Source organism: Vibrio sp. T13N (assembly GCF_032970445.1).
GTDB classification, from domain to species: Bacteria; Pseudomonadota; Gammaproteobacteria; order Enterobacterales; family Vibrionaceae; genus Vibrio; species Vibrio diabolicus.
The window spans coordinates 236,368-260,177 of record NZ_JAWJYE010000001.1 but is presented as its reverse complement, the minus strand read 5'-3'; the positions used below and the strand labels follow the sequence as shown (position 1 = coordinate 260,177).

Annotated in this window: 20 protein-coding genes; 13 read left to right on the top strand and 7 right to left on the bottom strand. The window is 44.5% G+C overall.

All coding sequences use genetic code 11. The features are described 5' to 3' along the window. Positions 1-576 carry a DUF1566 domain-containing protein gene (locus R2S67_RS01190; protein ID WP_053808314.1) on the top strand — a complete coding sequence of 192 codons (576 nt, stop codon included), beginning with the start codon at positions 1-3 and terminating at the stop codon, positions 574-576. 108 nt (positions 577-684) lie between these two features. On the opposite strand, the gene R2S67_RS01185 is transcribed toward R2S67_RS01190, so the two are convergent. Further along, positions 685-2,328, bottom strand: coding sequence for a methyl-accepting chemotaxis protein (locus R2S67_RS01185; protein ID WP_301949860.1), 1,644 nt, complete (start codon positions 2,326-2,328; stop codon positions 685-687). A gap of 328 nt (positions 2,329-2,656) precedes the next feature. Here R2S67_RS01185 and R2S67_RS01180 point away from each other — a divergent pair, with 328 nt between their 5' ends. The 5 genes from R2S67_RS01180 (at position 2,657) to R2S67_RS01160 (ending at position 8,661) form a co-directional block, all read left to right on the top strand. Further along, positions 2,657-3,478, top strand: coding sequence for a phosphate ABC transporter substrate-binding protein (locus R2S67_RS01180; RefSeq protein WP_006741922.1), 822 nt, complete (start codon positions 2,657-2,659; stop codon positions 3,476-3,478). Between the two features lie 103 nt (positions 3,479-3,581). Then, the gene (pstC, locus tag R2S67_RS01175; protein ID WP_006741921.1) at positions 3,582-4,514 is read left to right on the top strand and encodes a phosphate ABC transporter permease subunit PstC; all 933 of its coding nucleotides are present in this window, start codon (positions 3,582-3,584) and stop codon (positions 4,512-4,514) included. 22 nt (positions 4,515-4,536) lie between these two features. Further along, complete coding sequence (gene pstA, locus R2S67_RS01170) at positions 4,537-5,400, top strand: phosphate ABC transporter permease PstA (RefSeq protein ID WP_005397882.1); 864 nt, start codon at positions 4,537-4,539, stop codon at positions 5,398-5,400. A 60-nt stretch (positions 5,401-5,460) separates the two neighbouring features. Beyond that, the gene (gene pstB, locus R2S67_RS01165; protein ID WP_005397884.1) at positions 5,461-6,210 is read left to right on the top strand and encodes a phosphate ABC transporter ATP-binding protein PstB; all 750 of its coding nucleotides are present in this window, start codon (positions 5,461-5,463) and stop codon (positions 6,208-6,210) included. A gap of 327 nt (positions 6,211-6,537) precedes the next feature. After that, positions 6,538-8,661, top strand: coding sequence for a diguanylate cyclase (locus tag R2S67_RS01160; protein WP_256894837.1), 2,124 nt, complete (start codon positions 6,538-6,540; stop codon positions 8,659-8,661). 116 nt (positions 8,662-8,777) lie between these two features. Here R2S67_RS01160 and R2S67_RS01155 read toward each other — a convergent pair whose 3' ends face one another. The 6 genes from R2S67_RS01155 to R2S67_RS01130 are packed head-to-tail and all read right to left on the bottom strand — an operon-like array spanning position 8,778 to position 15,528. After that, positions 8,778-10,424 (bottom strand): BatD family protein, encoded by a 1,647-nt coding sequence (locus R2S67_RS01155; RefSeq protein ID WP_317341768.1) that lies wholly within the window; start codon positions 10,422-10,424, stop codon positions 8,778-8,780. 4 nt (positions 10,425-10,428) lie between these two features. Further along, on the bottom strand, positions 10,429-12,126 hold the full coding sequence (locus tag R2S67_RS01150) for a VWA domain-containing protein (protein WP_317341767.1): 1,698 nt from the start codon (positions 12,124-12,126) through the stop codon (positions 10,429-10,431). Next, positions 12,119-13,123, bottom strand: coding sequence for a vWA domain-containing protein (locus R2S67_RS01145; protein WP_074190417.1), 1,005 nt, complete (start codon positions 13,121-13,123; stop codon positions 12,119-12,121). Before R2S67_RS01145 ends, R2S67_RS01150 begins: the two co-directional genes overlap by 8 nt. Continuing rightward, positions 13,116-13,592, bottom strand: a complete 477-nt coding sequence (locus R2S67_RS01140) for a DUF4381 domain-containing protein (RefSeq protein WP_047008481.1) — start codon at positions 13,590-13,592, stop codon at positions 13,116-13,118. The genes R2S67_RS01145 and R2S67_RS01140 overlap by 8 nt, the downstream gene beginning before the upstream one ends. Positions 13,593-13,630: 38 nt before the next feature. After that, entirely contained in the window at positions 13,631-14,557 is a 927-nt protein-coding gene (locus R2S67_RS01135; RefSeq protein ID WP_006741915.1) for a DUF58 domain-containing protein, read from the bottom strand. A 14-nt stretch (positions 14,558-14,571) separates the two neighbouring features. Further along, positions 14,572-15,528, bottom strand: a complete 957-nt coding sequence (locus R2S67_RS01130; protein ID WP_005392397.1) for an AAA family ATPase — start codon at positions 15,526-15,528, stop codon at positions 14,572-14,574. Between the two features lie 310 nt (positions 15,529-15,838). Between R2S67_RS01130 and R2S67_RS01125 the strand changes: the two genes are divergently transcribed. The 7 genes from R2S67_RS01125 (at position 15,839) to R2S67_RS01095 (ending at position 23,798) form a co-directional block, all read left to right on the top strand. Beyond that, positions 15,839-17,755: a methyl-accepting chemotaxis protein gene (locus tag R2S67_RS01125; protein WP_317341766.1), complete on the top strand. Its 1,917-nt coding sequence runs from the start codon at positions 15,839-15,841 to the stop codon at positions 17,753-17,755. A gap of 56 nt (positions 17,756-17,811) precedes the next feature. Continuing rightward, positions 17,812-18,012, top strand: a complete 201-nt coding sequence (locus tag R2S67_RS01120) for a restriction endonuclease subunit S (RefSeq protein WP_047008479.1) — start codon at positions 17,812-17,814, stop codon at positions 18,010-18,012. A gap of 248 nt (positions 18,013-18,260) precedes the next feature. Then, positions 18,261-18,929: a LuxR C-terminal-related transcriptional regulator gene (locus tag R2S67_RS01115; RefSeq protein WP_150917684.1), complete on the top strand. Its 669-nt coding sequence runs from the start codon at positions 18,261-18,263 to the stop codon at positions 18,927-18,929. A 228-nt stretch (positions 18,930-19,157) separates the two neighbouring features. After that, positions 19,158-19,814 carry a LuxR C-terminal-related transcriptional regulator gene (locus R2S67_RS01110; RefSeq protein WP_080619247.1) on the top strand — a complete coding sequence of 219 codons (657 nt, stop codon included), beginning with the start codon at positions 19,158-19,160 and terminating at the stop codon, positions 19,812-19,814. A gap of 207 nt (positions 19,815-20,021) precedes the next feature. After that, entirely contained in the window at positions 20,022-20,612 is a 591-nt protein-coding gene (locus tag R2S67_RS01105) for a calcium-binding protein (protein ID WP_005392412.1), read from the top strand. A gap of 152 nt (positions 20,613-20,764) precedes the next feature. After that, a complete protein-coding gene (locus R2S67_RS01100) occupies positions 20,765-22,483 on the top strand; it encodes a type I secretion system permease/ATPase (protein ID WP_317341765.1) in 1,719 nt (572 codons plus the stop codon). Continuing rightward, the gene (locus tag R2S67_RS01095; protein WP_047008476.1) at positions 22,458-23,798 is read left to right on the top strand and encodes an HlyD family type I secretion periplasmic adaptor subunit; all 1,341 of its coding nucleotides are present in this window, start codon (positions 22,458-22,460) and stop codon (positions 23,796-23,798) included. Before R2S67_RS01100 ends, R2S67_RS01095 begins: the two co-directional genes overlap by 26 nt. Positions 23,799-23,810 lie beyond the last annotated feature (12 nt).

Genomic DNA, 23,810 nt, shown 5'->3' with positions numbered 1-23,810 from the left:
ATGAAGAAACTAATGACCGCGCTATCTCTTGTGTTGGCTTCTCAAGTAGCAATGGCAGCACAAGAGTGTTCGACTGAGTTTGCTAAAACAGCACCTAATACACGTTACACTTATTCAGATAAGGGAACTGTAACTGACTTAAAAACAGGTCTTACATGGATGCGCTGTCCAGTCGGTATGACATGGAATGCAGCAAACGAAGAATGCACCGGAACGCGAGCTACGATGTCATGGCAATTCGCGCTGTCTACGGCCCAACAAATTCGTAATCCGTCCGGTAACCACCCTCTACACAACTTTGCTGGCAAAAAGAATTGGCGACTAGCAAATATTAAAGAGTTGGTATCGTTAACGGAGCAAGCTTGCTATAGCCCAGCGATGAATGGTACAGGCTTTGCGAGCGGTTATACACTGACAGACAAGGACGATATTTTAGGACGTAATATCTGGAGTAACACACCTAATGGTGACGGTAAGCATGTTGCTACTCTTGATACGACTAATGGTGAGGTTTTCAATAGAGATCCATTAGACTCAAGTTTCAAAAGCTCTCTCTTGTTAGTGACAGATGAATAATACTTATTACGTTAATAAAGATTGATAGCTTTGCCTTTATAAAAAGCTCCGCCAGTGCGGAGCTTTTTTCTTTTCTAACCTTTGGAACTTATCGTGTTGTTCAGAGATTTAAACTTGGAACTGCTTAAGCTGATGTTTTTGGTTTTCTGCTAAACCAGACAGTTCTTGCGCTGCCGCGGCTGATTGAGTGATACCAGTGACGTTCTGGCTCACTAGTTCATAGATGTTCGTTAAGTTGTTGTTGATATCAGCTGTGACCTGCTTCTGCTCTTCTGATGCGGTCGCAACTTGAGTGTTGATTGAGTTCAGATCGGCGATAGCATTACTGATATTAGCAAGTGATTGGCTAACTTCTTGTGTCAGAGCTTGGTTGTCTGACAACATGGCTAAGCTGGAATGCATACTTTCATTTGCGTGACCAGATTGTTGCTGTAGCTCTTCTATAATGGTTTGGATCTCTTTGGTGGACTCCTGAGTTCGCGCTGCCAGCATACGTACTTCATCGGCCACTACCGCAAAGCCTCGGCCACTTTCGCCCGCTCGCGCAGCTTCAATCGCTGCATTCAGTGCAAGTAGATTCGTTTGCTCCGAAATACCTTCAATCACTTCGATCACGCGACCAATGTGTTCTGATTGATCTTTTAGCGAAGTCACGACGGCAGCGGCTTCGTTAAGTTGTTCCGCCATCTTTTCACTTGCGCGAGTGCTTTCCTCAAACATGCTCAGACTTTGTGAGGTAAGCATGCTTGCTTGATTTGATGCGCTATCGGCTTCTTGTGCATTGGTCGACACTTCAGCTGCAGTCGATTCTAGTTGGTTGATTGCCGAAGCCACTTGCTCAACTTCTTGCTTTTCTTGATCTGAGTTAACGCTGCTTTGAGTCATAACAGTCGCTAACTCGGTCGATGCTGATGCCACATCTTCACTAATTCGAACTAATGCACTCACGGTTTCACGCAGTTTGTCGATGGTTTGGTTTACATCCTGAGCCAGTTGCGACACTTCGTTTTTTCCGATGGCTTCGGCTTTAACCAATAGATTTCCCTTCGCGACTTCTTGCATGGTTCCTTGAAGGTTACGAATCGGTGCAACGATATAGCTGGCTAGTATCCAACTAATAAGCGAAGCAGCACTCAAGATCACCGCAAGTGAAACCGCACTGTAAGTGAGCGTGGTTGAATGCTGTTCGCCATTCGCTTTCACTTCATCGGTGACGATTTGATTCAATTGTTTAGACAGGTTGTCGATGGCGTTGATCATTGCTTCGCCTGCCAATCGATATTCTGCCATCGCAGATTCGTACTTTTGATTGAAATCGGATGTGGTGTAGCCAGAAGAGTGTTTGGTGGTGAGCAGAGGTGTCATGGTGACGCGCGTGAAATCAACATAGTGATCCATGGCTTTGCGCATAGTATTCACTTCGGTTTGAACGCCTGGGAGGCTATCGATGGAATTCAGAAAATCGCGGTTTTTGTTTTGTCGTTCAGACAGTTCTTGGTTGAGAGATTGGACATCTTCGGCTCTAAATAGACTGTAAATGGCTTTGATGCGCATGGCGTAGGTGTTGTCTACGATGGCGCTGAGTTCCTCTTTATGAATGATCAGCTTGTTGGTGGAAGTGGAAACCTTATTGAATGCTTGGTCGAGCTTGCCGATTCCGACGCTCAATCCAATGACGAGTAATACAACGGTGAATAGAACAGGCAAAAAGACCTGAAGTTTAATAGAAAGCGTACTAAGAAATTGACGCATGATTGACCCTCTATCGGTTTGATTATTATCTTTTTTATAAATAAGCATCTCGATTTTAATTGCCACATTCGTCAAATCAATGACTTACTCATATCCAATTGTTATGAAATGTACCAAAATCGATGGAGTTATCATTTTTAACGCGCGGCAATTTATAAAAGCGCTAAGCTAAAAGCGGTAGAGGGATCAGTCGCGGAATTAATATACAGAAATGACAACGTGTCATAGAGGGTTCAACTAAGTGAAACACAACTGTCATATTCAAATTCTAAAGTGAGCACCGTTCAAGTGAAACACAACGGCAATAAAGCCACTTAAGGAAATTGTGATGAAAAAGACAGTAATCGGTGCAATCGCACTTCTAGGCGCAATGGCAGTGACTCCTGTTTCTGCTAAAGAAACTATCTCTGCAGTGGGTTCTAGCAGCGTAACTCCACTGATGGAAGTTTTCTCTGAAACGTACATGAAGAAGAACCCTAACGTATTTATCGAAGTTCAAGGCCCTGGTTCTTCAGCTGGTGTTAAAGCAGCAAAAAATGGTTCAGCAGACCTTGGTATGTCTTCTCGTAATCTAAAAGACTCTGAAAAAGAATCAACACTAATCGAAGAAGTGGTTGCTCGTGATGGTATCGCAGTGGTTGTTAACCCACAAAACAAACTGCCTGGCCTAACAGCAGAGCAAGTGACTGCAATCTACAAAGGCGAAGTATCAAACTGGAAAGAAGTCGGTGGTGCAGACAAGCCAATCGTAGCAATTACTCGTGACACGGCTTCAGGTACTCGTGGCGCATTTGAAGACATCATGTCTCTTAAAATGAAGATTTCTGGTAAGAAGGTATCAGCTATCTCTCAACGTGCTCAAGTTGCAAACGGTAACGGCGCACTAAAAACAATGGTTGCATCTAACCCATACGCAATCGGCTACATTTCTCTTGGTACTGTAGACAACACTGTTAATGCTCTAGCAATCGACGGCGTTGATGCAACGGTAGCTAACGTGAAAAACGGTTCTTACAAAGTAGCTCGTCCATTCCTTGTGCTTTACAAAGAAGGCAAGCCATCAGCTGAAACGCAAAAATTCCTAGACTGGATGCTAACTGAAGATGCGCAAAAGCTAGTTGACCAAAACGGTTACATCTCAGTTAACTAATTCTATCGGGACTCTTAAGTTTGCTCAGCCCACCATTTAGGGCTGAGCCTTTTCTATCCATAGTGTTCACCGGCAAAACGCCCAGAACCGTGAGATTTTTTAAATGACCATCGCAACAAATAGTGAAAAGCTTATGAATACTGACGCTAAAGCTATCAGCAAGCCCGGCCTGCGCGAGAAACGTCGCGTAGACTGGAAAGAGCGTATCTTCCACGGCTTGTTCCTAACCAGTGCCGTTATCGGCATCGTCTCATTAGCCGTTATTGCTTACTTTATTGTTCGAGAAAGTATCCCGGCATTCCAAGAAGCTGGTGTATCGGGCATCGTTCTTGGACAAAACTGGCTGCCGCCTGCACTTTACGGTGTTGCGACAATGATTGTTGCATCTATTGTATCGACGGCAGGTGCGGTAATCGTCGGTGTGCCAATTGGTGTGCTGACGGCTATCTTTATTGCCGAAATTGCACCAAAGCGTCTTGCGGATATTATTCGTCCTGCAGTTGAGCTTTTGGCAGGTATCCCGTCTGTGGTTTATGGTTTCTTTGGTTTGGTCATCATCGTACCGCTGATTCAAAACATCTTTAATGTCCCTGCGGGTAACACGATTTTGGCAGGTATCATCGTGCTTGGTGTGATGATTCTACCGACCGTAATCACGGTATCTGAAACGTCTATTCGAGCTGTGCCTCGTGCATACAAAGAAGGCTCTTTGGCACTTGGCGCTTCGAAAATCTACACAATCTTCAAATTGCTCGTTCCAGCGGCTCGTTCAGGGATCATGACGGGTGTAATTTTGGGTATTGGCCGTGCTCTAGGTGAGACAATGGCGATCATCATGGTGATGGGTAATGCACCTGCTATGCCAGAAGGCATCCTAGATTCGGCACGTACGCTAACCGCAAACATCGCGATTGAAATGTCTTACGCAAGTGGTATTCACGCCAACGCTCTTTACGCCACTGGTGTTGTACTTCTGGTCTTCATCATGTCGTTGAACGCTGTACTTCTTTACCTAAACCGAGAAAAAGCGAAGTAATCGCTCGTTAAAGGTGACTATTATGGATCGCGCAAAACTAAAACAAGCTCGCCAGTTCAAAGATAACGTCTTTAACGCTTTGGTTTGGATTTCGGCAGCACTAACGGTAGGTTTTTTGTTCTGGATTATCTGGTACATCCTATCAAATGGTCTACAACACGTAGATTGGAACTTCATTACTGATAACTACACACGTACTGGTGAAGAGCACGGTATCTTCCCGATGATCGTCTCGACCATCTACATGGTTATCGCATCCATCGCGGTAGCGGCGCCACTGGGTATCATGACGGCAATCTACTTAACCGAATACGCGAAAGTCGGTAGCCGATTGGTAAAGATTATCCGATTCTGTACTGAGTCGTTGGCGGGTATCCCATCGATCATCTTCGGTCTATTCGGTATGACGTTCTTCGTGGCAATTCTTGGCCTGGGCTTCTCGATTCTGTCGGGTGCACTGACTCTAAGTATTCTTATTCTGCCAGTGATCATCCGTACTACGGAAGAAGCACTAATGGCAGTGCCTCAAACGTATCGTGAAGGCTCATACGGCCTTGGCGCTTCGAAAATTTACACTATCTGGCGTTTGATTCTTCCGAGCGCAATGCCAGGTATCTTAACCTCGGTCATTCTAAGTATTGGTCGTGTCATTGGTGAGTCTGCTCCTGTATTTCTGACAGCAGGCATGGTTGCTCGTATTCCAGATTCTCTGTTGGACTCCGGTCGTACATTAACCGTTCACCTATACAAACTGACTACCGAACTGTTTACCGTTGAAGAATGGAATCAGGCTTACGGTACCGCAACAGTGCTTATCGTGGTTGTTCTTCTGATCAACATGGTAACGAAACTGATTGCTAGACGTTTTAACACCGCAACTTACTAACAACACTAATTAAGAACGCACGTTAAAAGACACGAATTCAAGATTTAAGAGATTAAGAAAATGAACAAATTTGATATTGAAAACCTAGACTTATTCTACGGTGAAAACCAAGCACTGAAATCGATCAACCTACCAATTCCAGTTCGCCAAGTAACGGCGCTTATCGGCCCGTCAGGTTGTGGTAAATCAACGCTTCTACGTTGTTTGAACCGCATGAACGATCTAATCGAAGGCGTGAAAATCACGGGTAAATTGGCGATGGACGGCGAAGATATTTACGGCAACATTGATGTCGCGGATCTTCGCATCAAGGTTGGCATGGTGTTCCAGAAGCCAAACCCATTCCCGATGAGCATCTACGAAAACGTGGCTTACGGCCTACGTGCTCAAGGTATCAAAGACAAGAAACACATTGACGAAGTGGTAGAGCGTTCACTACGCGGTGCAGCACTTTGGGACGAAGTGAAAGATCGTCTGAAGTCACACGCATTTGGTCTGTCGGGTGGTCAGCAACAGCGTCTTTGTATCGCTCGTACGATCGCTATGGAGCCGGATGTGATTCTGATGGATGAACCAACTTCGGCACTTGACCCAATTGCGACACATAAAATCGAAGAATTGATGGAAGAGCTGAAGAAGAACTACACCATCGTTATCGTGACTCACTCAATGCAACAGGCGCGTCGTATCTCTGACCGTACTGCGTTCTTCCTGATGGGCGAACTGGTTGAGCATAACGATACTCAAGTGATCTTCAGCAACCCTCAAGACGACCGTACTCAAGGCTACGTAAATGGTGATTTCGGTTAATTCGCCATATTTACAAGCATAACTAAATAACTATAAGCGATGGTAACTTTGCCCCTCTTTTTGAGGGGCCTTTTTCTTTTCAAGCTGCAGATTTATAACACCAACCTATACCAATAATTCTTGCAAGGAAGCACAAATACCCCCCTTTTTATAGAACATGTAACTTATGTGAAATACGGTTATAAAAGTGCTGAAGAGCTCTCGAATGTGAAACTAAGTCTGATAATTTTGCGAATGACTTAACAGCTCAAATTTGATTGTATTGATTGCATATGATGGCCTAAGTAGTTTTTTATCGAGAATAAAAAAGTAGATTAGGTTGGTAGGGTGAGTTTAAGAAGTTTTACAAGAAAAGTGTCTTCAACGAGGGATCATCGCTTATTAGCGGAGGCGATATTTGATCATTTAGAGAGTTTGTTCTCCCCTCAAGCCTTAGCCATTTTTGAAGATCCTTCAATCAATCCCCGTTATTCTGTGAGTTTCTCTCGCGGGGAGCTTTACCCAATCCAAAGCTATCCTGACAGCTTCTGGGAGTGGGCAAGTCAGTTTGACACTTCTGAAAGCATCATTCCTCTGGCGATCAATACTTGTAACTGGAATCACACCCAAGATTTAGGTGGAGATAGTTACATAATGATGCTCGATAACACGCCTATCAAACGCACCTACCTACTGATTCAATCTGTTCATGCTCGCACGGCACACAATATCTATGAAGAAAGCTATGATGCAATGCAGCTTGCAGCGGCGCGTTGGCAGTGCATTCGCGCTGAGAAAAATGCGTCGCAAGAGATGAGACACAGAGATATTCGTGAAGCGCAATATGTCGATGAAATTAACCAACGCGAGCGCTTTATCGAGAACATGAAGTTAGTTCAGCAAGTTGCTCTCGAGATCTCCAACCCTGATTCCTTAAAAGATTTGTATTACAAAGCCGTCGAAGCGCTACGTCAACGGTTGGGGTTTGATCGCTCCACACTGATGCTTCTAGATATGAAAAAGCGCAGTTTCAGTGGAACATACGGCACGGATGAATCAGGCATCACAATTGATGAGTTCCACACGCAATACGATTTACACCAACTGAGCGAAGAATACATCGCTGCGCTGTCAAGCCTTGAGAGCAACCTAGTGATCGTGGAAGATGCGCCGATATACACAGCTGGTAAAGTGGTTGGGCAGGGGTGGAACGCGATGTTGATCCTACGTGATGGCAATGAGCCATTTGGTTGGTTCGCGCTTGATAACTTTATTCATCGCAAGCCGATAACAGCGTATCAAAAACAGATGTTGGACTCGTTTGGCTCCCTTTTCTCACAAATTTACATTCGAAAGCGCCAGGAGCAGAACGTGCGTATGTTGCATTCAAGCATGGTTGAGCTATCACGCTGTACAACCGTCAGTGATGTATGTAAATCGGCCGTCACTTTTGCCATCAAAAATCTTGGTATTGATCGGATGGCGGTGTTTTTGACTGATGAAAATTGCTCATACATGCAAGGCACTTGGGGGACTGATATTCAAGGCAATGTGGTGGATGAGTCTTATTTCTTTGGTGAGACACAAGACTTTTCGTTGATCAATTTAGCTCGCGCCGTACCTAGTGAAGTGGCATTTGAGGAATCCGTTCCTATTTATCATGACTGTAATATTGTCGGCTTTGGCTGGGCTGCGATGACGGTTTTGACTTCGAACAGCAGCGGGCCCATCGCCTTTATTGCTGTTGATAACTTATTGACGCGCGCGCCGCTGACTTCTCAGCTACGTGAAGTGATTCGTATGTTCGCTTCCAGTCTAGCGGAGGTTTTGCAGCGTACTCAAGCGCAAGAGGCGATTCGCGGATTAAACGAAAACCTGGAGTTAGAAGTACAGAACCGAACCAAAGAGTTGGAAGAAGCCAACCGACAGCTTGAGGTGCTTTCTAAACTTGACCCTCTGACACGTCTTGGCAATCGCCGTATGTTAGAACATGTGATGCAGAAATATTGCGCGCTAGAGTGTGAGGAAGCGATGTCCTTTGGTCTTATCCTGATTGATATTGATCACTTTGGCTTGTTTAACAATCACTATGGCCATCTCGAAGGGGATATCGCACTAATGCGCGTGGGTCATATCTTGGATCATCATACCAAAGGTGAAGACGAGGTTTTCTGTCGCATTGGTGGAGAAGAGTTTGTGTTACTAATGATCGGCTCTGATCAAGAGGCGGTAAAGCAGAGAGCGGAACGTATTCGTCAATGCATTGAAGATGAAGGCATCAAACACCAACACAACCCAGAAGGGGAGTTGCTCACTGTGTCAGTCGGTTATTCTTGCTACAAAACGAAAGGCAAAGACTTTAATTTCGACCATCTTTACCAGTTGTCGGATAAGGCTCTCTATCAAGCGAAGAGTCATGGTCGAAATTGCGTAAGGCGATATGAGTTCGAGCATCAAGCTTTTGTTGAATAAGTGATGCTCATAACATCAAAGTTACTGAGACAGTTTGGTTGATTTTTAGATAAAACTGCTAAAGTGAGTTTGGTCGCACAAGAAAAATGGCAGCTCTCTTGAGCTGCCATTTTGCTTTATAGTTTTTCTAGCTGGTGGTCGGTTTTCGTTACGTTTGCTTTGCCAAGGTTTTGAATTTTTGCCAGTAGCGAGTCTGGATGCCAAGGTTGTTGATTGGCACTAAAACGCGCTTGGTTCATGGCGTCAAGCTCTTGTTTTACTGCCTGCACATCACCAGAGCTTAACCTGTCTCGGTGAGTGTTTAGATACTCGTTTACTGAGCGTTCAATTTTAGCAGCGTCCCCTTCATTGATGACTTTTTTCAACGCATCAACGCAAAGAGGTTGCTCGGTATTCGAAACCGTTTTACTCGCCGTCATAGGACGCTTCTTCCATGCCCAAATCGCGATTCCTAACGTCGCCACCCAAAGCCCAGCGAAAACAAAGGTCAGGGTTTGCCAGAGGCTGCTCACTCCACCGTTTGGTTCGGGACTGATGGCTGACTCAGGTGGTGTTGGCAGAGGCGATTCCGGCAATGTGATAAGCCCGGTGTCACTTTGCTCTATTTCTAATTGTAGCTCTGGTAACGTCGCTTTTTTCGCTTCATCATTTTGGCTGTCCCACCAGTTCAAATGGTATCCCGGCAAGGTATATGACCCAGCCTCAGTGGGGATAATGACTTGCTTCACGGTCATGATAACGGTGCCATCTCTTGCGCTGTCGAATTGAGGCTGTTCTGGGTAGACCCGCAGCGAACTTGGATAATCAATACTTACTCGTGGAAGGTATTCGGCTTGTGTTCCGCGAGCTTTAATTTGAATGGTTCGAGTGAGAGAAGAGCCCTGTTTGACAGTGTTGAGCGTATTAACCGACAGTGGATTACCTTGATCGTCTTGCCAGCTCTGCGTCATTTCTAACGCTGAAGCTGGAAGCCATTCCCCTTCAAATTCGCTTGGGATTGGTTTTACCTCGATAGGCATTCGCTCAGCTTTGGTGTTGATTGGCATGATCTTGGTAGAGCCCGTCAAGCTGTCGCCATAAATGTAAGAGCCTGTCAGTCTAGGACCAATCAAGGTGTAAGTACCCGGCTGATTCGCCGTTAAGCGAAACGACTGTTCAATGACCGCTACTTCTAATCCATTTAAGATCTTTTGTCCCTGCTGTAAGCCACCAATAGCTTCAAGCTTCATGCCTTCAATCTGTGGAGGCACAATTTGTGGGTTATCAAGACGGCGGGTATCTGCTTTGATCAAAAGCTGCATACGTAATGTCGCAGATTGCTGAGGGTACAGCGTGCTGTTATCGACACTGATATTAAAGCTAAATAGGTCATCGAGATTGGGTTCAGCTTGGCTTGCGGTGACGCGAAGCTTTATTGGCTCCGTTCTCATACCATCTGCGGAAAAACTCGGAATAGTCAGAACACCTTCTTTCATCGGCGCAATCGAGATACTCCACTCAGTACGTACAGATTTTCTTCCGTTAATGTTATTGCTGGAGCGCCCATAACGAGGTTGACCCAAGAAAAAGTCGTTCTCAAGTACATTAAAGTCAATTGCATCTGAGCTGAGCTCAGTATCTGCCATGATTCTGAGGTTGATCACTTCATTCTTAGCAACTTGTGTTTTATTGACGCTTGCTTGAAGCGTCTGTGCCATCACCGAGAAGCTGGATAATAGGCTGGCCACAAGAATAAAGATCAGTTGTACGCCTTTGTTCATCACGGGCTTACCACTCCTTTTGAGATTGTTGTGGAGGTTGTTTTTGTTGAGCTTGAAGCTGCATTTGTGCACGAATCAAAAAGCTTGGATCGCGAGCGCTTTCGACTGCTTCTAGACGACGGAATTCAGGATCATCCCGATGCGTGTTTTTTGGCTGCACTTGAGCCTGCATTGGTTCACCTTGTTCCTGAGCCTGCTTTTCACCTCGTTTCGGTCGATGTTGCTCTGTTTTTTGCTTTTCTGTTTTATTTTCAGATTCTTGCTGATTTTGTGACTGTTGTCCTTGCTCTTCCTTCTCACCGTTTTGAGACTTTTGTTGCTGTTGCTGTTGCTGTTGCTGTTGCTGTTGCTGTTGCTGTTGCTGTTGCTGTTTCAGCTTTTGGTCCACAACCGACAAGTTTTTCTTTGCAGCTTCAAAGTTGGGCTTTTCTTCAAGCAGTTTTTTATAAAGCTCTGCCGCTTCTTCTAATTGACCATTTTGCGCCAGAGAGTTGGCAAGGTTATAGCGGCCGTTAGGAGAGGCGTCATGAGAAAATGCTTCGATAGCGGCTTCGTAGTCACCTTTTTGGTAACTGGCTGCCCCTTTCCAGCTTGGGTTTGTAAATAGATTTTGCGCCTGTTCATACTCACCTTGCTTGTAGAGTTCCGCTCCTCGTTGGTCGGCATTTAAGAACGGATTTGCTTCGGCGTGTTGTGTCCAAGTCATAGGTATTATTGTTGCCACAAACATCCAAATCAGGCCGCGTCGGAACAGTAAAGCTGCAGGCAGAAGTAACAGCGGCAGCAACCAAAAGCCACCGTTTAAGCGAGAGTCAGTGCTCACTTCTTCACTCTGCTTGGCCGAAAGTTGACTGCCAACGTTGTTCGTAAAGGCTGAAATGTTCTCAACATCGCGATTGGTGTGCTGAATAGGAACAAAAATTCCACCTGTTTTCTTTGCTAGTATTTGTAAATTCTTCAGATTTGTTTTCGCTACGACTGTTGTGCCTTGTGCAGTTTTTAAAAGAGAACCATCGGGTAGGGCGATGGGAGCGCCATTAGCGGTTCCTACTGCGAGAACTGAGATGCGAATGTTTTTACCTTCGACCAAATTCAACGTCCGAGACAGTTCTGACTCATCAAGGTCATCAGCTAACACGATGATGTCGCCTTGTTGCACACCTGCTTGAGAGAACTGGTTGAGCGCTAATTCAATTGCGGAAGGCAGGTTTGCCCCTTGAAAAGGCATTAGCTCTGGTGACAAATTCTCGATAATGCCGGCAAGCGTACTGGAATCAGTCGTCAGTGGACTTAAGTTATAGGCATCGCCAGCGTAAGCAATAAGACCTGTAGCCCCTTCTTTCCATTTAGGAAGTAAGTCCAGCGCCTTATAACGTGTTTGCGCGAGTCGATTAGGCTTGATGTCCGTAGCGAACATCGAGCGAGACATATCAAGCACTAAAATGCGGTTTTGGTTTAACTCAAAGCTTGGGCGAGCGTTGGATTGCCAGCTTGGTCCCGCTAGCGCAATGCAGGCAAGCGCCCAAGCTACGCCCCAGAGAATAAAATAGTGTTTGGACTGCGTGTTTTGTCCGAGCACTTTAGCTAGGTGAGGGGCAATCAGTGTCGATTTTTTTGCTCTAAATTTGTGATTGAGCAAGAGCGCAATAGGGATTGCGATAAGCCCCAAAAGCCAAGAAGGGTTAAGGAAAATAAACTCAGCCATGTTTTCTCCTCAGTAGGAATAACAATACCGACAGTACGAATGCAGCGCTTAATGGGTATGGGAACCATTCTGACTGCGGACGCCAAGTTTGCGTGTCGCTTGACACGGGCTCGAGCTGGTTGATCGTGTCGTAGATCTTTTCGAGCTGATCAGTATCTCGCGCCCGAAAATATTGTCCACCAGTCATCTCTGCCACTTTAGTTAGTGTTTGCTCATCCAAGTCGGCTGCGGTGTTAACCTTACGAGTCATGAAAAACTCTTTCACCATCATTTCACCAGCACCTACGCCTACGGTGTAAATGGTCGCTTTGTATTTTTTTGCGATTTCCGCTGCTTCGAGCGGTTCGAGCACACCGGCAGTGTTGCTGCCATCACTAAGCAAAATCATGACTCGTTGCGGAGCATCACTGTCTACAAAGGTTTTCGTGCCTAGACCAATGCCATCACCAATGGCGGTTCGTTGACCAACCAGGCCGATGACGGTTTGATTGATCTGCTGCATGACGGTTTTACGGTCTGCAGTGAGTGGCGTTTGCAAATACGCGTGATCGCCAAACAAAACAACCCCGAGACGGTCGCCTTTTCGCTTTGCCACGAAATCAGACAGAACTTTTTTGACAGCGGTGAGGCGGTCGATGTATTCGCCGTTGAGCTCCATGTCTTCTTGCTGCATCGAGCCAGATAGGTCGACGACTAACATCAAGTCCCGATATTTGGGTTGGAACTCAACTGGATCACCAAACCAAACTGGACGCGCACAAGCAATGATAAGAAGAACCCAGATCGCCATTGATAGTGATTTTTGCAGGGCTTGCCTAGGCTTGCTGCCATTCTCATTAGTTGGTAAGTACGCCAATTTGATCTCGGCTTGTTGAGATTCTTGTGGCAGGAGCTTGTATACCAGCCAGGGGACAGGCAGCAAAAATAGTGCCCACCACCAGACAAATTCAATGTTTAGCCATTGGGCAAGATCGGTTATGAGTGTTTGCTCAGTCACGGTTATTTGCCTTTTTCTTTGGTGGCAAAGCGTGAGTTATCCAAAAGACACAATCATCGACCAAGCTTTGATGATTTTCTTGAGAGGATTTCTGATACAGCGCTTCTTGCCACTGATGTTGTTTGTCTACGAATCGAGTTTCTTTGGTATGGCTATCGAGAAATTCATACCAAGCGATTCCAGTTAATGGCGCGATTTCTTCACGCGGAAAGTAACTCAATGCCGCCTGACGCAATATTTCTAGAGCAGAGGAAGGGGTATGAGGTGTGACAGATTGAGTTAAAAGTTTTAAGGCTGCCTTTTGCGCGCGTAGGCGTTTTTTACGCCACTTCGTATAAAGATAAATGCTGAAAACGAAAAGTACGGTGGCCGCAAGCACTGCCCACCATCCCCAAGCGAGCGGAAACCAATCCGGAGCGTTTGGTAAAATCAGAGGTTCAAGGTCTAGGCTTTGGTTGTTTGTTGTCATTATTATTACTGCTTAATAAATGCTGCTTGTACAGTTTGTTAGCTTAATTGTGAAATCAAGGGCCAACCACTTGATAGCGTGTTAAATGGAATCGCCATCGAATGGCATTGCTGTTTAATGGTTTCTTGGTGTTGAGTAAAGTGTGTTTCGAGTTCCTTTCTTTGGCCCTTGGAGCCAAAGTTGAACCATTGACTACGTTGTCCATCCGAGGCTTTTACTTGACCTCTAAAGTTTGTTTCACCTCTTTCTAAAGGATCATAAAACTGAATAGCCCTCACACTGTTGTGCTGTTTTAGTCGACGTAACTGCGTCAACTCTGCTGCGCTTATGTGGGCAAAGTCGCTGAGCATAATCAGTTCGCTGCCCTTAGGTGTCAGTGTATGAAGTGTTTCTAACACCTGAGTATACTGCAGTGTACGAGCCTCGTTGTTGGCAGTACGAGCCACCTGCGCGTTATGTGTATCGACGATAGCATTAAGAATCCGCAGCCCCTGTTTTTGTAGAGAGGAAGGGCGAAACTCAAAACATTGATGTCCATCGTCAATCACCGCACCGATGCGATCCTTTTTAGCCAAAGTGAGCCAAATCAACACGCTGGCAAAGTGAGCCAATTGAACCGACTTAAGCATATACTTAGACCCAAAATGCAGGCTAGAACTCAGGTCAAGGTAAAGAATCACAGCTTGCTCTTTGTCTTCTGCAAATAACTTTGTGTGCGCTTTCCCTGTACGAGCAGTTACCCGCCAATCAATACTGCGGATATCATCGCCAGGTTGGTATTGGCGTACTTCCATAAAATCCATGCCTCGCCCTTTTTGGCGGCTGGTATGGTTACCGCTCATTTGCGACCAGATACTTTGTGCTGGTGGCAACCAACGTACAGATTGAGTGCGGTATTGCAGCAGCTCTTCAAGGGTTAATGTCACCCCATTCGCATGAGGTGGCAATGGATGCGTTGTGGACATATCACTCCCTCGTCTTATGCACTGCCAACGAGGTTTAGCAGCTTATCAATGACTTGGTTTGCCGTAATGCCTTCCGCTTGAGCGTGGTAACTCAGTAATAAACGGTGGCGCAAAACCGGATAAGCCATGGTTTGAACATCTTCTGGGGACACAAAATCACGACCTGCAAGCCAAGCGTGCGCACGGGCACAACGATCCAGAGCGATGGTGGCACGTGGACTAACGCCCATTGACAACCACTTATCCAGCTCAGTGTCATATTCGCTGGCTCGACGTGTTGCCATAACTAAACGGACGATGTACTGCTCTATCGTTTCGGCCATATGAATATCCAACACTTCTTTACGCGCAGTGAATATATCTTGTTGGCTTAACATTGGGCGCTCGACGGTAGTTTCGCCTTTTGCTTCACCGCGGTTAATACGCAAGATAGATAGCTCATGCTCCGCATCTGGGTATTCCACTTCTAAATGTAATAAAAAGCGATCTAGCTGTGCTTCAGGTAGTGGATAAGTCCCTTCTTGTTCAATCGGGTTTTGAGTCGCCATGACCAAAAACAACTCTGGCAACGGGTAAGTATGGCGACCTGCTGTGACTTGTTTCTCTGCCATTGCTTCAAGCATCGCCGCTTGTACTTTGGCCGGTGCACGGTTTATCTCATCCGCAAGGATAAGAGAATTGAAGATAGGACCAGATTGGAAAGTGAACTCTCCGGTTTCGGGGCGGAAGATATCGGTGCCGGTTAAATCGGCTGGCAGCAAGTCAGGGGTAAACTGAATTCGGTGGAAGTCGCCTTCAACACAATCTGAGAGTGATTTTACTGCACGGGTTTTTGCCAGCCCAGGAGGGCCCTCAACCAAAATATGTCCATCTGCCAAAAGGGCAACAAGCAGTTGTTTGACTAGATCTTGCTGACCAATGATCTGCGACTCTAGGTATTGCTGAAGAGTTTCGAAGTTAGATTTATGCATGCTTTGGACTCTCGATATCCATTTGATTTTTGTGTTGAGTATTGGTCATTTTCCAGATGGAAAAAGTTCCAATGCGCTTTCGCAATTTATCTTTTCAATATTGGGACTCTGCAGAGAATTGCAAGTACTTGCTATCACTGAAAGTTCTTATCTGACAGAGCGTTACATTTATTTTTCATAATATAGTGAGAAATGCCTCTAGTTTTGTATATGTGAGCCGATAAAGTTTCTGTGATGTGCGTGTCATGAGATATGCACCAGATTCCCCTTATGGGGCCAATAACAAGTGATTCTTTTAAAAGGTCCGAATATGTTGAAACTTCATTCCTTGAGCATCAAACAGAAGGTTGTACTTGGTATTACGTTTGCTGTTTTAGCATCAACAATTATCGTTGGTGTTATGGCTCAGCGTCATGCAAGAGATGTGTTGAGCCACCGTCTTATTGATATCGAACTACCTGCGATGCTGCAGCAAATCAATACAGAAATTGACCGCGAAGTTGTAGAAATGCAACAAGCCGCAAAACAGCTCGCAACAAACGAGTTTATTGTCGAAGCCCTATCTAATACAGACCGCGACCCGTCGGTAGAAGTTCAGTTAGTTCAGCAGCTCAATAACGTTAAATCCCAGTACGGACTTAATGATGCGTCGGTAGCCAATCGTCAAACGGCATATTACTGGAATCAAAACGGGTTCTTGCGTCAGCTTAATCGAACTCAAGATGCTTGGTTCTTTGGCTTTACGTCTTCTGGTCAAGAAACGTCAGTGAGCGTTTTCCAAGAGGCAAACGGCGAAGTAAAAATGTTTGCCAACTACCAAGACTTAAATGGTACATCAATGTCAGGTCTTTCAAAGTCGATGGACGACATGGTTGCGCTGCTCAATGGGTTTAAAATTGAAGATACGGGTTATGTGTTCCTCACTAACGAACAGGGTGAGATTCAAATACATCGTCAACAAGGTAAAAACCAAACTTCTATCACCAAGCTATTTGGTAGTGATGCGAGTGCACTGCTGAATAAAAACAGCTTCAATTTGATTAATGTGGACTTTGAAGGGCAGGACACGTTTGTTTCCAGTTTGTATGTTCCTTCAATGAATTGGTTTGTCATTGGTGTAGTTCCTGTCGATGAAGTCTTCGCGGACCTAAATGCTACTGCGCAAAAAATGCTGTTTACGACCATCATTGTCGCCGTTGTATTCATTCTGATGGGCGTATGGTTGGCAAATAGTATTACTAAACCAATTCGACTGATTGCCGATCGTTTTACTGACCTTGGGCAAGGTGAAGGCGACTTGGCGCAGCGCATTGAAATTCAGGGTAATGATGAAATTGCTCAGCTTTCAAAAGGCTTCAACGGATTTATTGAGAAGATCCACGCCACAATGAAAGAAGTTGCATTAACTAGCGGCTCATTAAGTCAAGCGGCAGAAAGTGTATCGACGAAAGCAACATCCACACATGACAACAGCCAAGAGCAACGTGATCAAACCATTCAAGTTGTTGCGGCGATTAACCAGATGGGTGCGACCATCAGCGAAATTGCATCGAACGCGGCTACTGCTGCCGATACGGCAAATCAGGCTTCTGGTAATACTCAAACGGGTCGTGAAGTGGTTATGAAAGCCAAAGAGGTGATTAGCCGCCTAGCTGATGACGTAGAAACGACCAATATTGTCGTCACGCAGCTGGCATCGACAACTAAAGATATTGGCTCGATTCTGGGCGTAATTCGTGACATATCAGAACAAACCAACTTGCTTGCGTTGAACGCCGCGATTGAGGCTGCACGTGCTGGAGAGCAAGGTCGTGGTTTTGCGGTGGTTGCTGACGAGGTAAGAAACCTAGCGTCACGCACGGCTGATTCAACAGAAGAGATCCAACGGATGATCAACCAACTTCAAAGTGACGCACAAGACGCAGTAAGTGCGATGGAAGCGGGTAAAGCGGTCACTATTGAAGGGGTCGCTTCAACCGATGAAGCAGTGGAAGTGTTAGTCAATATTTCTGAGCGAATTACAGACATCTCTGATCGTAATACACAAGTTGCAACGGCGACGGAAGAGCAATCCACGGTGGTGCATACCATTAACCAAAACATTGAAGAAATCAACGCGATCAATGAAATGACAACGGCAACGGCAGAAGAACTGGCGGATGCAAGTCGTGATCTTCAAGCGCTCTCTTCACGTTTGGACAAGATGGTTGGTAGCTTCAAGCTATAGAGTTGGATAGAATAGCCGAAGTTTAAAAGTTCACTAACTAAATTTAGGTAAGTACTATGAATGACTTCGAAAAAGAACTAGAGCAGATTTCTCAGGAAGCCGCTCAGGAGCCAGAAGTAAAACTGCCGTCGCTAGAAGAGCAAAAAGCGATCGTCGCTGAGCTAAAAAAGCTGGAAGCAGAAGGTAAGTTGACGGCAGAAGTGTTAGAGCAACACTTTGGTAAATTTAACCAAAAAAACTCTGTTCCAGTTCACTAAGCTAGGGTGAGGTTTCGGCTCTAACGGGCGCGACAAAATCACCAACTAAAATACAAAAAAGGGAGTGTATGCTCCCTTTTTTAATGCCTGAAAAATGCTAATACCTCTTACAGACTTGCCACTTAAAAATTATTGACACTTCAATGAGTTATTAATTAGTACTAGTTATTTTCATACTTGACAATACTACTGCTCTATCTAAATCTATTGCGTATTTCAATAAAAGCGACCAAGGGAATGCGATCAGGATGGAGCAACAAAAAACAAGAAATGTCATTTTAATCACGGAGGGCAGTCTGCAGTCATCTCTGCTGAAAGATGTATTGGAGACCAAACTCGGTATTAGTGTTGCTCTAATCACACCAGACTCTCTTATTCACGGAGCGTTAGATTCGCCTTTAGCGTCGGCCATTATTGTTGATTGCAGCGTGATCACTGATGAAATCTTTCGGCGTTATTCGGAATTTAAAGAGTCGCAACAGAAAGATACGCTCGAAATCTTAATTAATTGTGATCAATCCATTTCTACTGAAGATCTTTTTGCTTGGCGTACTCTTGCAGGTATTTTCTATACCTCTGATGATATAAAAACGCTGCAAGTTGGAATTGGTAAGGTACTTCAGGGAGATATGTGGTTCAGCCGTAAGTTTTCTCAGCAATACATTACTCACCTTCGTCGCCACTGCAAACCGATAAATAAGAATGTTCCCGCTATTTTGACCAAACGAGAACAACAAATAATTACCTTTCTCTCTATGGGGGCTTCCAATCAACAAATTGCCGAACAACTATTTGTGAGCGAGAATACGGTAAAGACTCATTTACACAATATTTTCAAGAAGATTGAAGTAAAAAATAGAGTCCAAGCACTTATTTGGGCGAAAGAAAATATTTCGGATAACTCGTTAACAGTGTAATGTCCTTGAAATATTGCGTTATTTAATTTAGTGAATTCTTAATCATTACTGTGACCTAAATGTGTTAAAAGTGTTTCTTTTATGAGAAACACTTTTTTTGATTCTCTTTTTAATAACTTTGGAATTTAAAAAAGTAGCAAATAACTTTACTCTGTGGACTAGCACTTACATATCACATTAAGTGCGGACGATTAACGACTAATTTAAGAATGTTAAGTCACTGAAAGTATGAGAAACATTATGGAACAGTATATGGAAAAGCCTGAAGTCCTAATGCTCACTCAACAAAGTTTACAGAGTGAAAACTTTAAGGAAATGCTTTCTAAAAATATAGAAACTAAAATAACGATCATAGATACTAAAAACCCTAGTTATCACGAACTCATTCCGGAACGCTACTTTTTGCTTGTTGATTTTTCAGTTGAGATTCCATCCGAAACTTTAGTTTATTTAAAAGATAGTAATAAAGTACTAGGAACCATAATGCTTAATTTAGGTTATGACTTAGACACAGAAGAACTCGCCTCATGGCCGCATGTAAAGGGTATATTCGGTCCGGGAGACTCCATGGACAAGGTGTGTCAGGGGTTAAAAGCAATAATAAAAGGAGATAATTGGCTGTCTCGAAGATTACTGGATCAGCTGGTTAATTATTATCGAGGAAAAGAAGCGAATAGCATTATTGAGCCCGCTATCGAGGTAGAGCTTACTCGGCGTGAAATTCAAGTTTTAAAAATGTTGAAAGAAGGAGGCTCAAATATGGAAATTGCTGATTCTTTATTTATCAGTGAGCATACTATTAAATCACATCTATACAATATTTTTAGAAAGTTAGAAGTAAAGAACCGTACGCAAGCAACAAGTTGGGCTAGGCGAAATCTGTAGTACTAGTATTAACTTACTGTAATAAAAAGAAAATGCTCTATAAAGTACTAAGTTTTATATTTATTATTAAAATGTCAGTCTGAAATATCATCCCATATTCAAACTTATTCCTATTCGGTTGACTATTAGACTTCTCATGTCTGTTACAAATCTACTCAGACATAGAATAAAAGGTCTATTCAATTATTAAGACAAGAGGGAATAAAAATGAGCACAAGTGACAATGACACGTATCTAGGCGATGCAGGTGTAAATAACCAATTTGCTGATTTCGATGGCGGCGATGACTTGTTTATTGGTTTTGGTGGTAATGATTCGTTTGTTGGCGGTGGCGGTAACGATTATGTGATCGGCGGCGACGGTGATGATCGCCTAACTGGTGGTGCTGGTGATGACATCCTAAGGGCTGGTACAGGAAACGATTACCTCGGCGGTGGTACAGGTAATGATTTGCTTTTGGGTTTGTTGGGTGACAACAAACTAAATGGCGGCGTCGGTGAAGATATTCTTGTAGCTGGTTCTGGTGATAATGTTCTAGTTGGCGGCAGCAATGGCGATAAGTTTGTGTTCACGGATAAGTTTGGTGGCCATGGCGAAGCAAAAGTTGTGGATTTCACCATTGGTGAAGATTCTTTGCACATTATTAGCGACTCGGTCACAGACTTCGGTGATTTAAGCTTTAGCTATGATGCTGTAGGTAATGCCGTGTTTACCGATGGTGCTGATCTAACCGTGAAACTCATTGGCGTTACCGAAACTGACATCAATACTTACGGTGCGGATTTATTTGCAATTTAAATGACCTAAATCACTCAGAATGGGATTAGTTTGTGTGGCTCTGTCACGCTGAGGTGAACTAACTCGGTCATTCTAGAGTGTATTTGAGGCTGTCTTAAGTTAGGTGCTAGCTTTTGCTGGCGCCTACATTTTCAATTTAAACGGAAATAGTCGTGCAAAAAACGGTTTTCAAAGAAGTGAGACAAAAACTATGCACGCTTGCGGGCTTGCTAATCGCTTTTAGCCTTTTTATCAACTTACTAGTCCTCTCGATACCCTTGTACATGCTTCAAGTGTACAACCGAGTGATATCCTCCTATTCAACCGATACTCTACTTTTGCTCACTATTATCGTGATTGTCGCGTTATTAACCATGTCAATTATTGATATCGCTCGCGCGCAAATGAGTAAATCATTTGGTTATTGGATGGACACCAAACTGTCCACTTTTATGCTTAAGCGCAGCATTCAATACCAATCGCACACCGGGAAGAGTTACACCTCGCAAACGCTGCGAGACATTCAGAACATCAAAAGCTTTTTGAGCAGCCAAGCACCCTATCCACTATTGGATGCGCCTTGGACACCGCTGTTTATTTTGTTCGTATATTTATTGCACCCAGTATTGGGTCACATCGCGTTACTCGGGTCTATCGTATTGTTTAGTCTCGGGCTACTCAATGAGCTAATGACGCGTAAAACCATGCAAGAAAGTGAAGTTAGGGCGATCTCTCATATCAACAACGCCGAGCTAGCCACGCAAAATGCCAATTCAATTCTTGCGATGGGGATGATGAACGCGTTTTTAGAGAAATGGCAGTCGCGCGTGAATGAAGTCAATGTGCTCGAAGAGCGAGTGGCAGGTAAGTCCATTTACATGGCTAACTTTTCTAAGTTTGTACGTGGTTCACTACAGATCTTTTTGCTGGGGGGCGGAGCATGGTTAGTGATCCAACATGAGATTACTGCGGGAGCGATGATCGCGAGTTCCATTTTAATGAGTCGGGCACTCTCGCCGATGGAGCAGGCGATTGGTACATGGCGAAGTGCTATGTCTGCTAAAGGCGCGTATAAACGACTTAAAGAAATCGACGCAATCGTGCGCCAAGATGAATCGAATATGCCACTGCCAAAGCCAAAAGGACACTATGAACTTACTGGACTTGCTTATCGCCATCCTGGCACAGCAGACCCTGTACTCTCATCGATCAACTTATCTATTCCTCCCGGAGTCGCTGTCGGAGTTATTGGCCCTTCTGGTACTGGTAAATCGACGTTTGCTCGGTTGTTATTAGGTACGATCAAGCCACTAGCGGGTAAGGTTACGCTTGATGGTATGGAAGTGTCTACTTGGGCATCGGAAGACCGCGGCGCCCATTTTGGTTATCTCGCTCAAGAAGTAGAGTTGTTTCCTGGCACAATTCGGGAGAACATCGCGCGCTTCAAAGAGGAAGACCCCGCTAAAGTCATCAAGGCGGCGCAACTAGCAGGATGTCATGAATTAATACTCAAGAAAAACAAAGGCTATGATTTCGTTATTGGCGAAAATGGCCGTGGTTTATCTGGAGGAGAAAGGCAGAGAATCGCACTTGCAAGAGCCGTTTATGGCGATCCATCTATTGTGATTTTCGATGAAGCTAATGCCAACCTTGATGGTGAAGGAGAGGCTGCATATCAACGTTTGATTGCCCATTTAAAGGCGCAAGGATCAACGATTATCGTCATTGCCCATAATCCGAGTACATTACGACAAATGGATAGATTGCTGTATTTAGCTGAAGGTCGAGTCAAATTATACGGTGATAAAGATGAAGTATTAAAACGCTTGATGGGCGAAGAAAGAACAGATATTCCAAGGGTAAGAAATGAGCAATCAACTGCCAGCCGTTAATCAGCATCCGTCTGAAACCGTTTATCGTTTTAGTCCGCAAGCGAAACTAAGCTTTCGAAAGCCAATTTTACTTGGTGTGGTGACGCTAAGTGTTTTTCTTGGCGGTCTAGGCTACTGGGCTGCGACAGCGAAATTAGAGAGTGCTGCGATTGCTTATGGCGATTTGTCTGTTCTCACTAAGCGACAAGAAATTCAACATCTAGAAGGCGGCATTATTGAAAAGCTGTACGTGCAGGAGGGAGACTTGGTTGAAAAAGGTCAATTATTAATTCAACTCTCTAAGCGACAAGCTATGGCGAAGTTGGATTCATTAAGTGGTCAGTTTATTCATACTCTAGCGAAGGAAAACCGTCTAAGTGCTGAGCTAGATGAATTGCCAACGATCGTATGGTCTGATGATCTTGAAAGTATTCCTCGCGTCGATATCGTCCAAGAAGCTCAACTGGTTCAAAACAAGATCTTTGAAGCGAGAAAGCGATTCTTTGATAGTAAGCTGAGCATCATTGAGCAGAGTATTTCTGGGGCAAATTTGGAGCTGGAAAACCTCCAGCAAACCAAGGTAATTGAGAGAGAAAGACTCAATTTTATCGCCGAAGAAATAGACAGTAACCAAGCTCTAGTTCAAAAAGGCTTTTCGGGTAAATCCACCTTACTTCAACTCAAACGTCTTGCGGCGGAAGTGCGGAGTACCTTAAGTCAGTTAGACAGACAATCACTCACAGTCAGCAAAAGGTTGGATGAAAACCAAGCGCAAATTGAAGAGTTGAAGCTTGAAAGACTGAATGAGATTGTCGAGGAGCTACGAAACACCAAAAAGGAAATCGTCGCCATTCGTGAAGAGTATCGCTCAGCACAAGATATTGTAGCGAGAACAACCATCAATGCACCTATTGCAGGCCGTGTGGTCAACATGCAGGTGTTTACTGAAAAAGGTGTGATTGGTTCGGGTGAAACGCTATTGGAGTTGGTTCCTCAAGACGATAAGTTGTTAGTCGAGGCTCGCGTGAATCCTCAGGATATCGATCTAGTTAACCCAGGTCAGCAGGCGCATGTTCGTCTGACCGCTCTGAATGCTAGAACGTTGGCACCATTAGACGGCACGGTGTTAACGATTTCTGCGGATAAGCTTTCACAAGAAAACCAAGAGGATTTTTACCTCGCTAGAATTGCAATTTCGCAAGAAGATGTAGCCAAACACCGCTTAACTTCAGGAATGAACGCGGAAGTGCTTATTTTATCTGAACCGCGAACGCCTTTAAGTTATTTAATAAAGCCAATCACTGAAAGCATGAATCGCGCCTTTAGAGAGGAGTAATCTCAAAAGTAC

Bases quoted from the DNA above. Each gene is read 5' to 3' on its own strand.
- R2S67_RS01190 (WP_053808314.1), top strand. From the start codon at position 1: ATGAAGAAACTAATGACCGCGCTATCTCTTGTGTTGGCTTCTCAAGTA.
- R2S67_RS01185 (WP_301949860.1), bottom strand. From the start codon at position 2,328: ATGCGTCAATTTCTTAGTACGCTTTCTATTAAACTTCAGGTCTTTTTG.
- R2S67_RS01180 (WP_006741922.1), top strand. From the start codon at position 2,657: ATGAAAAAGACAGTAATCGGTGCAATCGCACTTCTAGGCGCAATGGCA.
- pstC (WP_006741921.1), top strand. From the start codon at position 3,582: ATGACCATCGCAACAAATAGTGAAAAGCTTATGAATACTGACGCTAAA.
- pstA (WP_005397882.1), top strand. From the start codon at position 4,537: ATGGATCGCGCAAAACTAAAACAAGCTCGCCAGTTCAAAGATAACGTC.
- pstB (WP_005397884.1), top strand. From the start codon at position 5,461: ATGAACAAATTTGATATTGAAAACCTAGACTTATTCTACGGTGAAAAC.
- R2S67_RS01150 (WP_317341767.1), bottom strand. From the start codon at position 12,126: ATGGCTGAGTTTATTTTCCTTAACCCTTCTTGGCTTTTGGGGCTTATC.
- R2S67_RS01140 (WP_047008481.1), bottom strand. From the start codon at position 13,592: ATGACAACAAACAACCAAAGCCTAGACCTTGAACCTCTGATTTTACCA.
- R2S67_RS01135 (WP_006741915.1), bottom strand. From the start codon at position 14,557: ATGTCCACAACGCATCCATTGCCACCTCATGCGAATGGGGTGACATTA.
- R2S67_RS01130 (WP_005392397.1), bottom strand. From the start codon at position 15,528: ATGCATAAATCTAACTTCGAAACTCTTCAGCAATACCTAGAGTCGCAG.
- R2S67_RS01125 (WP_317341766.1), top strand. From the start codon at position 15,839: ATGTTGAAACTTCATTCCTTGAGCATCAAACAGAAGGTTGTACTTGGT.
- R2S67_RS01120 (WP_047008479.1), top strand. From the start codon at position 17,812: ATGAATGACTTCGAAAAAGAACTAGAGCAGATTTCTCAGGAAGCCGCT.
- R2S67_RS01115 (WP_150917684.1), top strand. From the start codon at position 18,261: ATGGAGCAACAAAAAACAAGAAATGTCATTTTAATCACGGAGGGCAGT.
- R2S67_RS01110 (WP_080619247.1), top strand. From the start codon at position 19,158: ATGAGAAACATTATGGAACAGTATATGGAAAAGCCTGAAGTCCTAATG.
- R2S67_RS01105 (WP_005392412.1), top strand. From the start codon at position 20,022: ATGAGCACAAGTGACAATGACACGTATCTAGGCGATGCAGGTGTAAAT.
- R2S67_RS01095 (WP_047008476.1), top strand. From the start codon at position 22,458: ATGAGCAATCAACTGCCAGCCGTTAATCAGCATCCGTCTGAAACCGTT.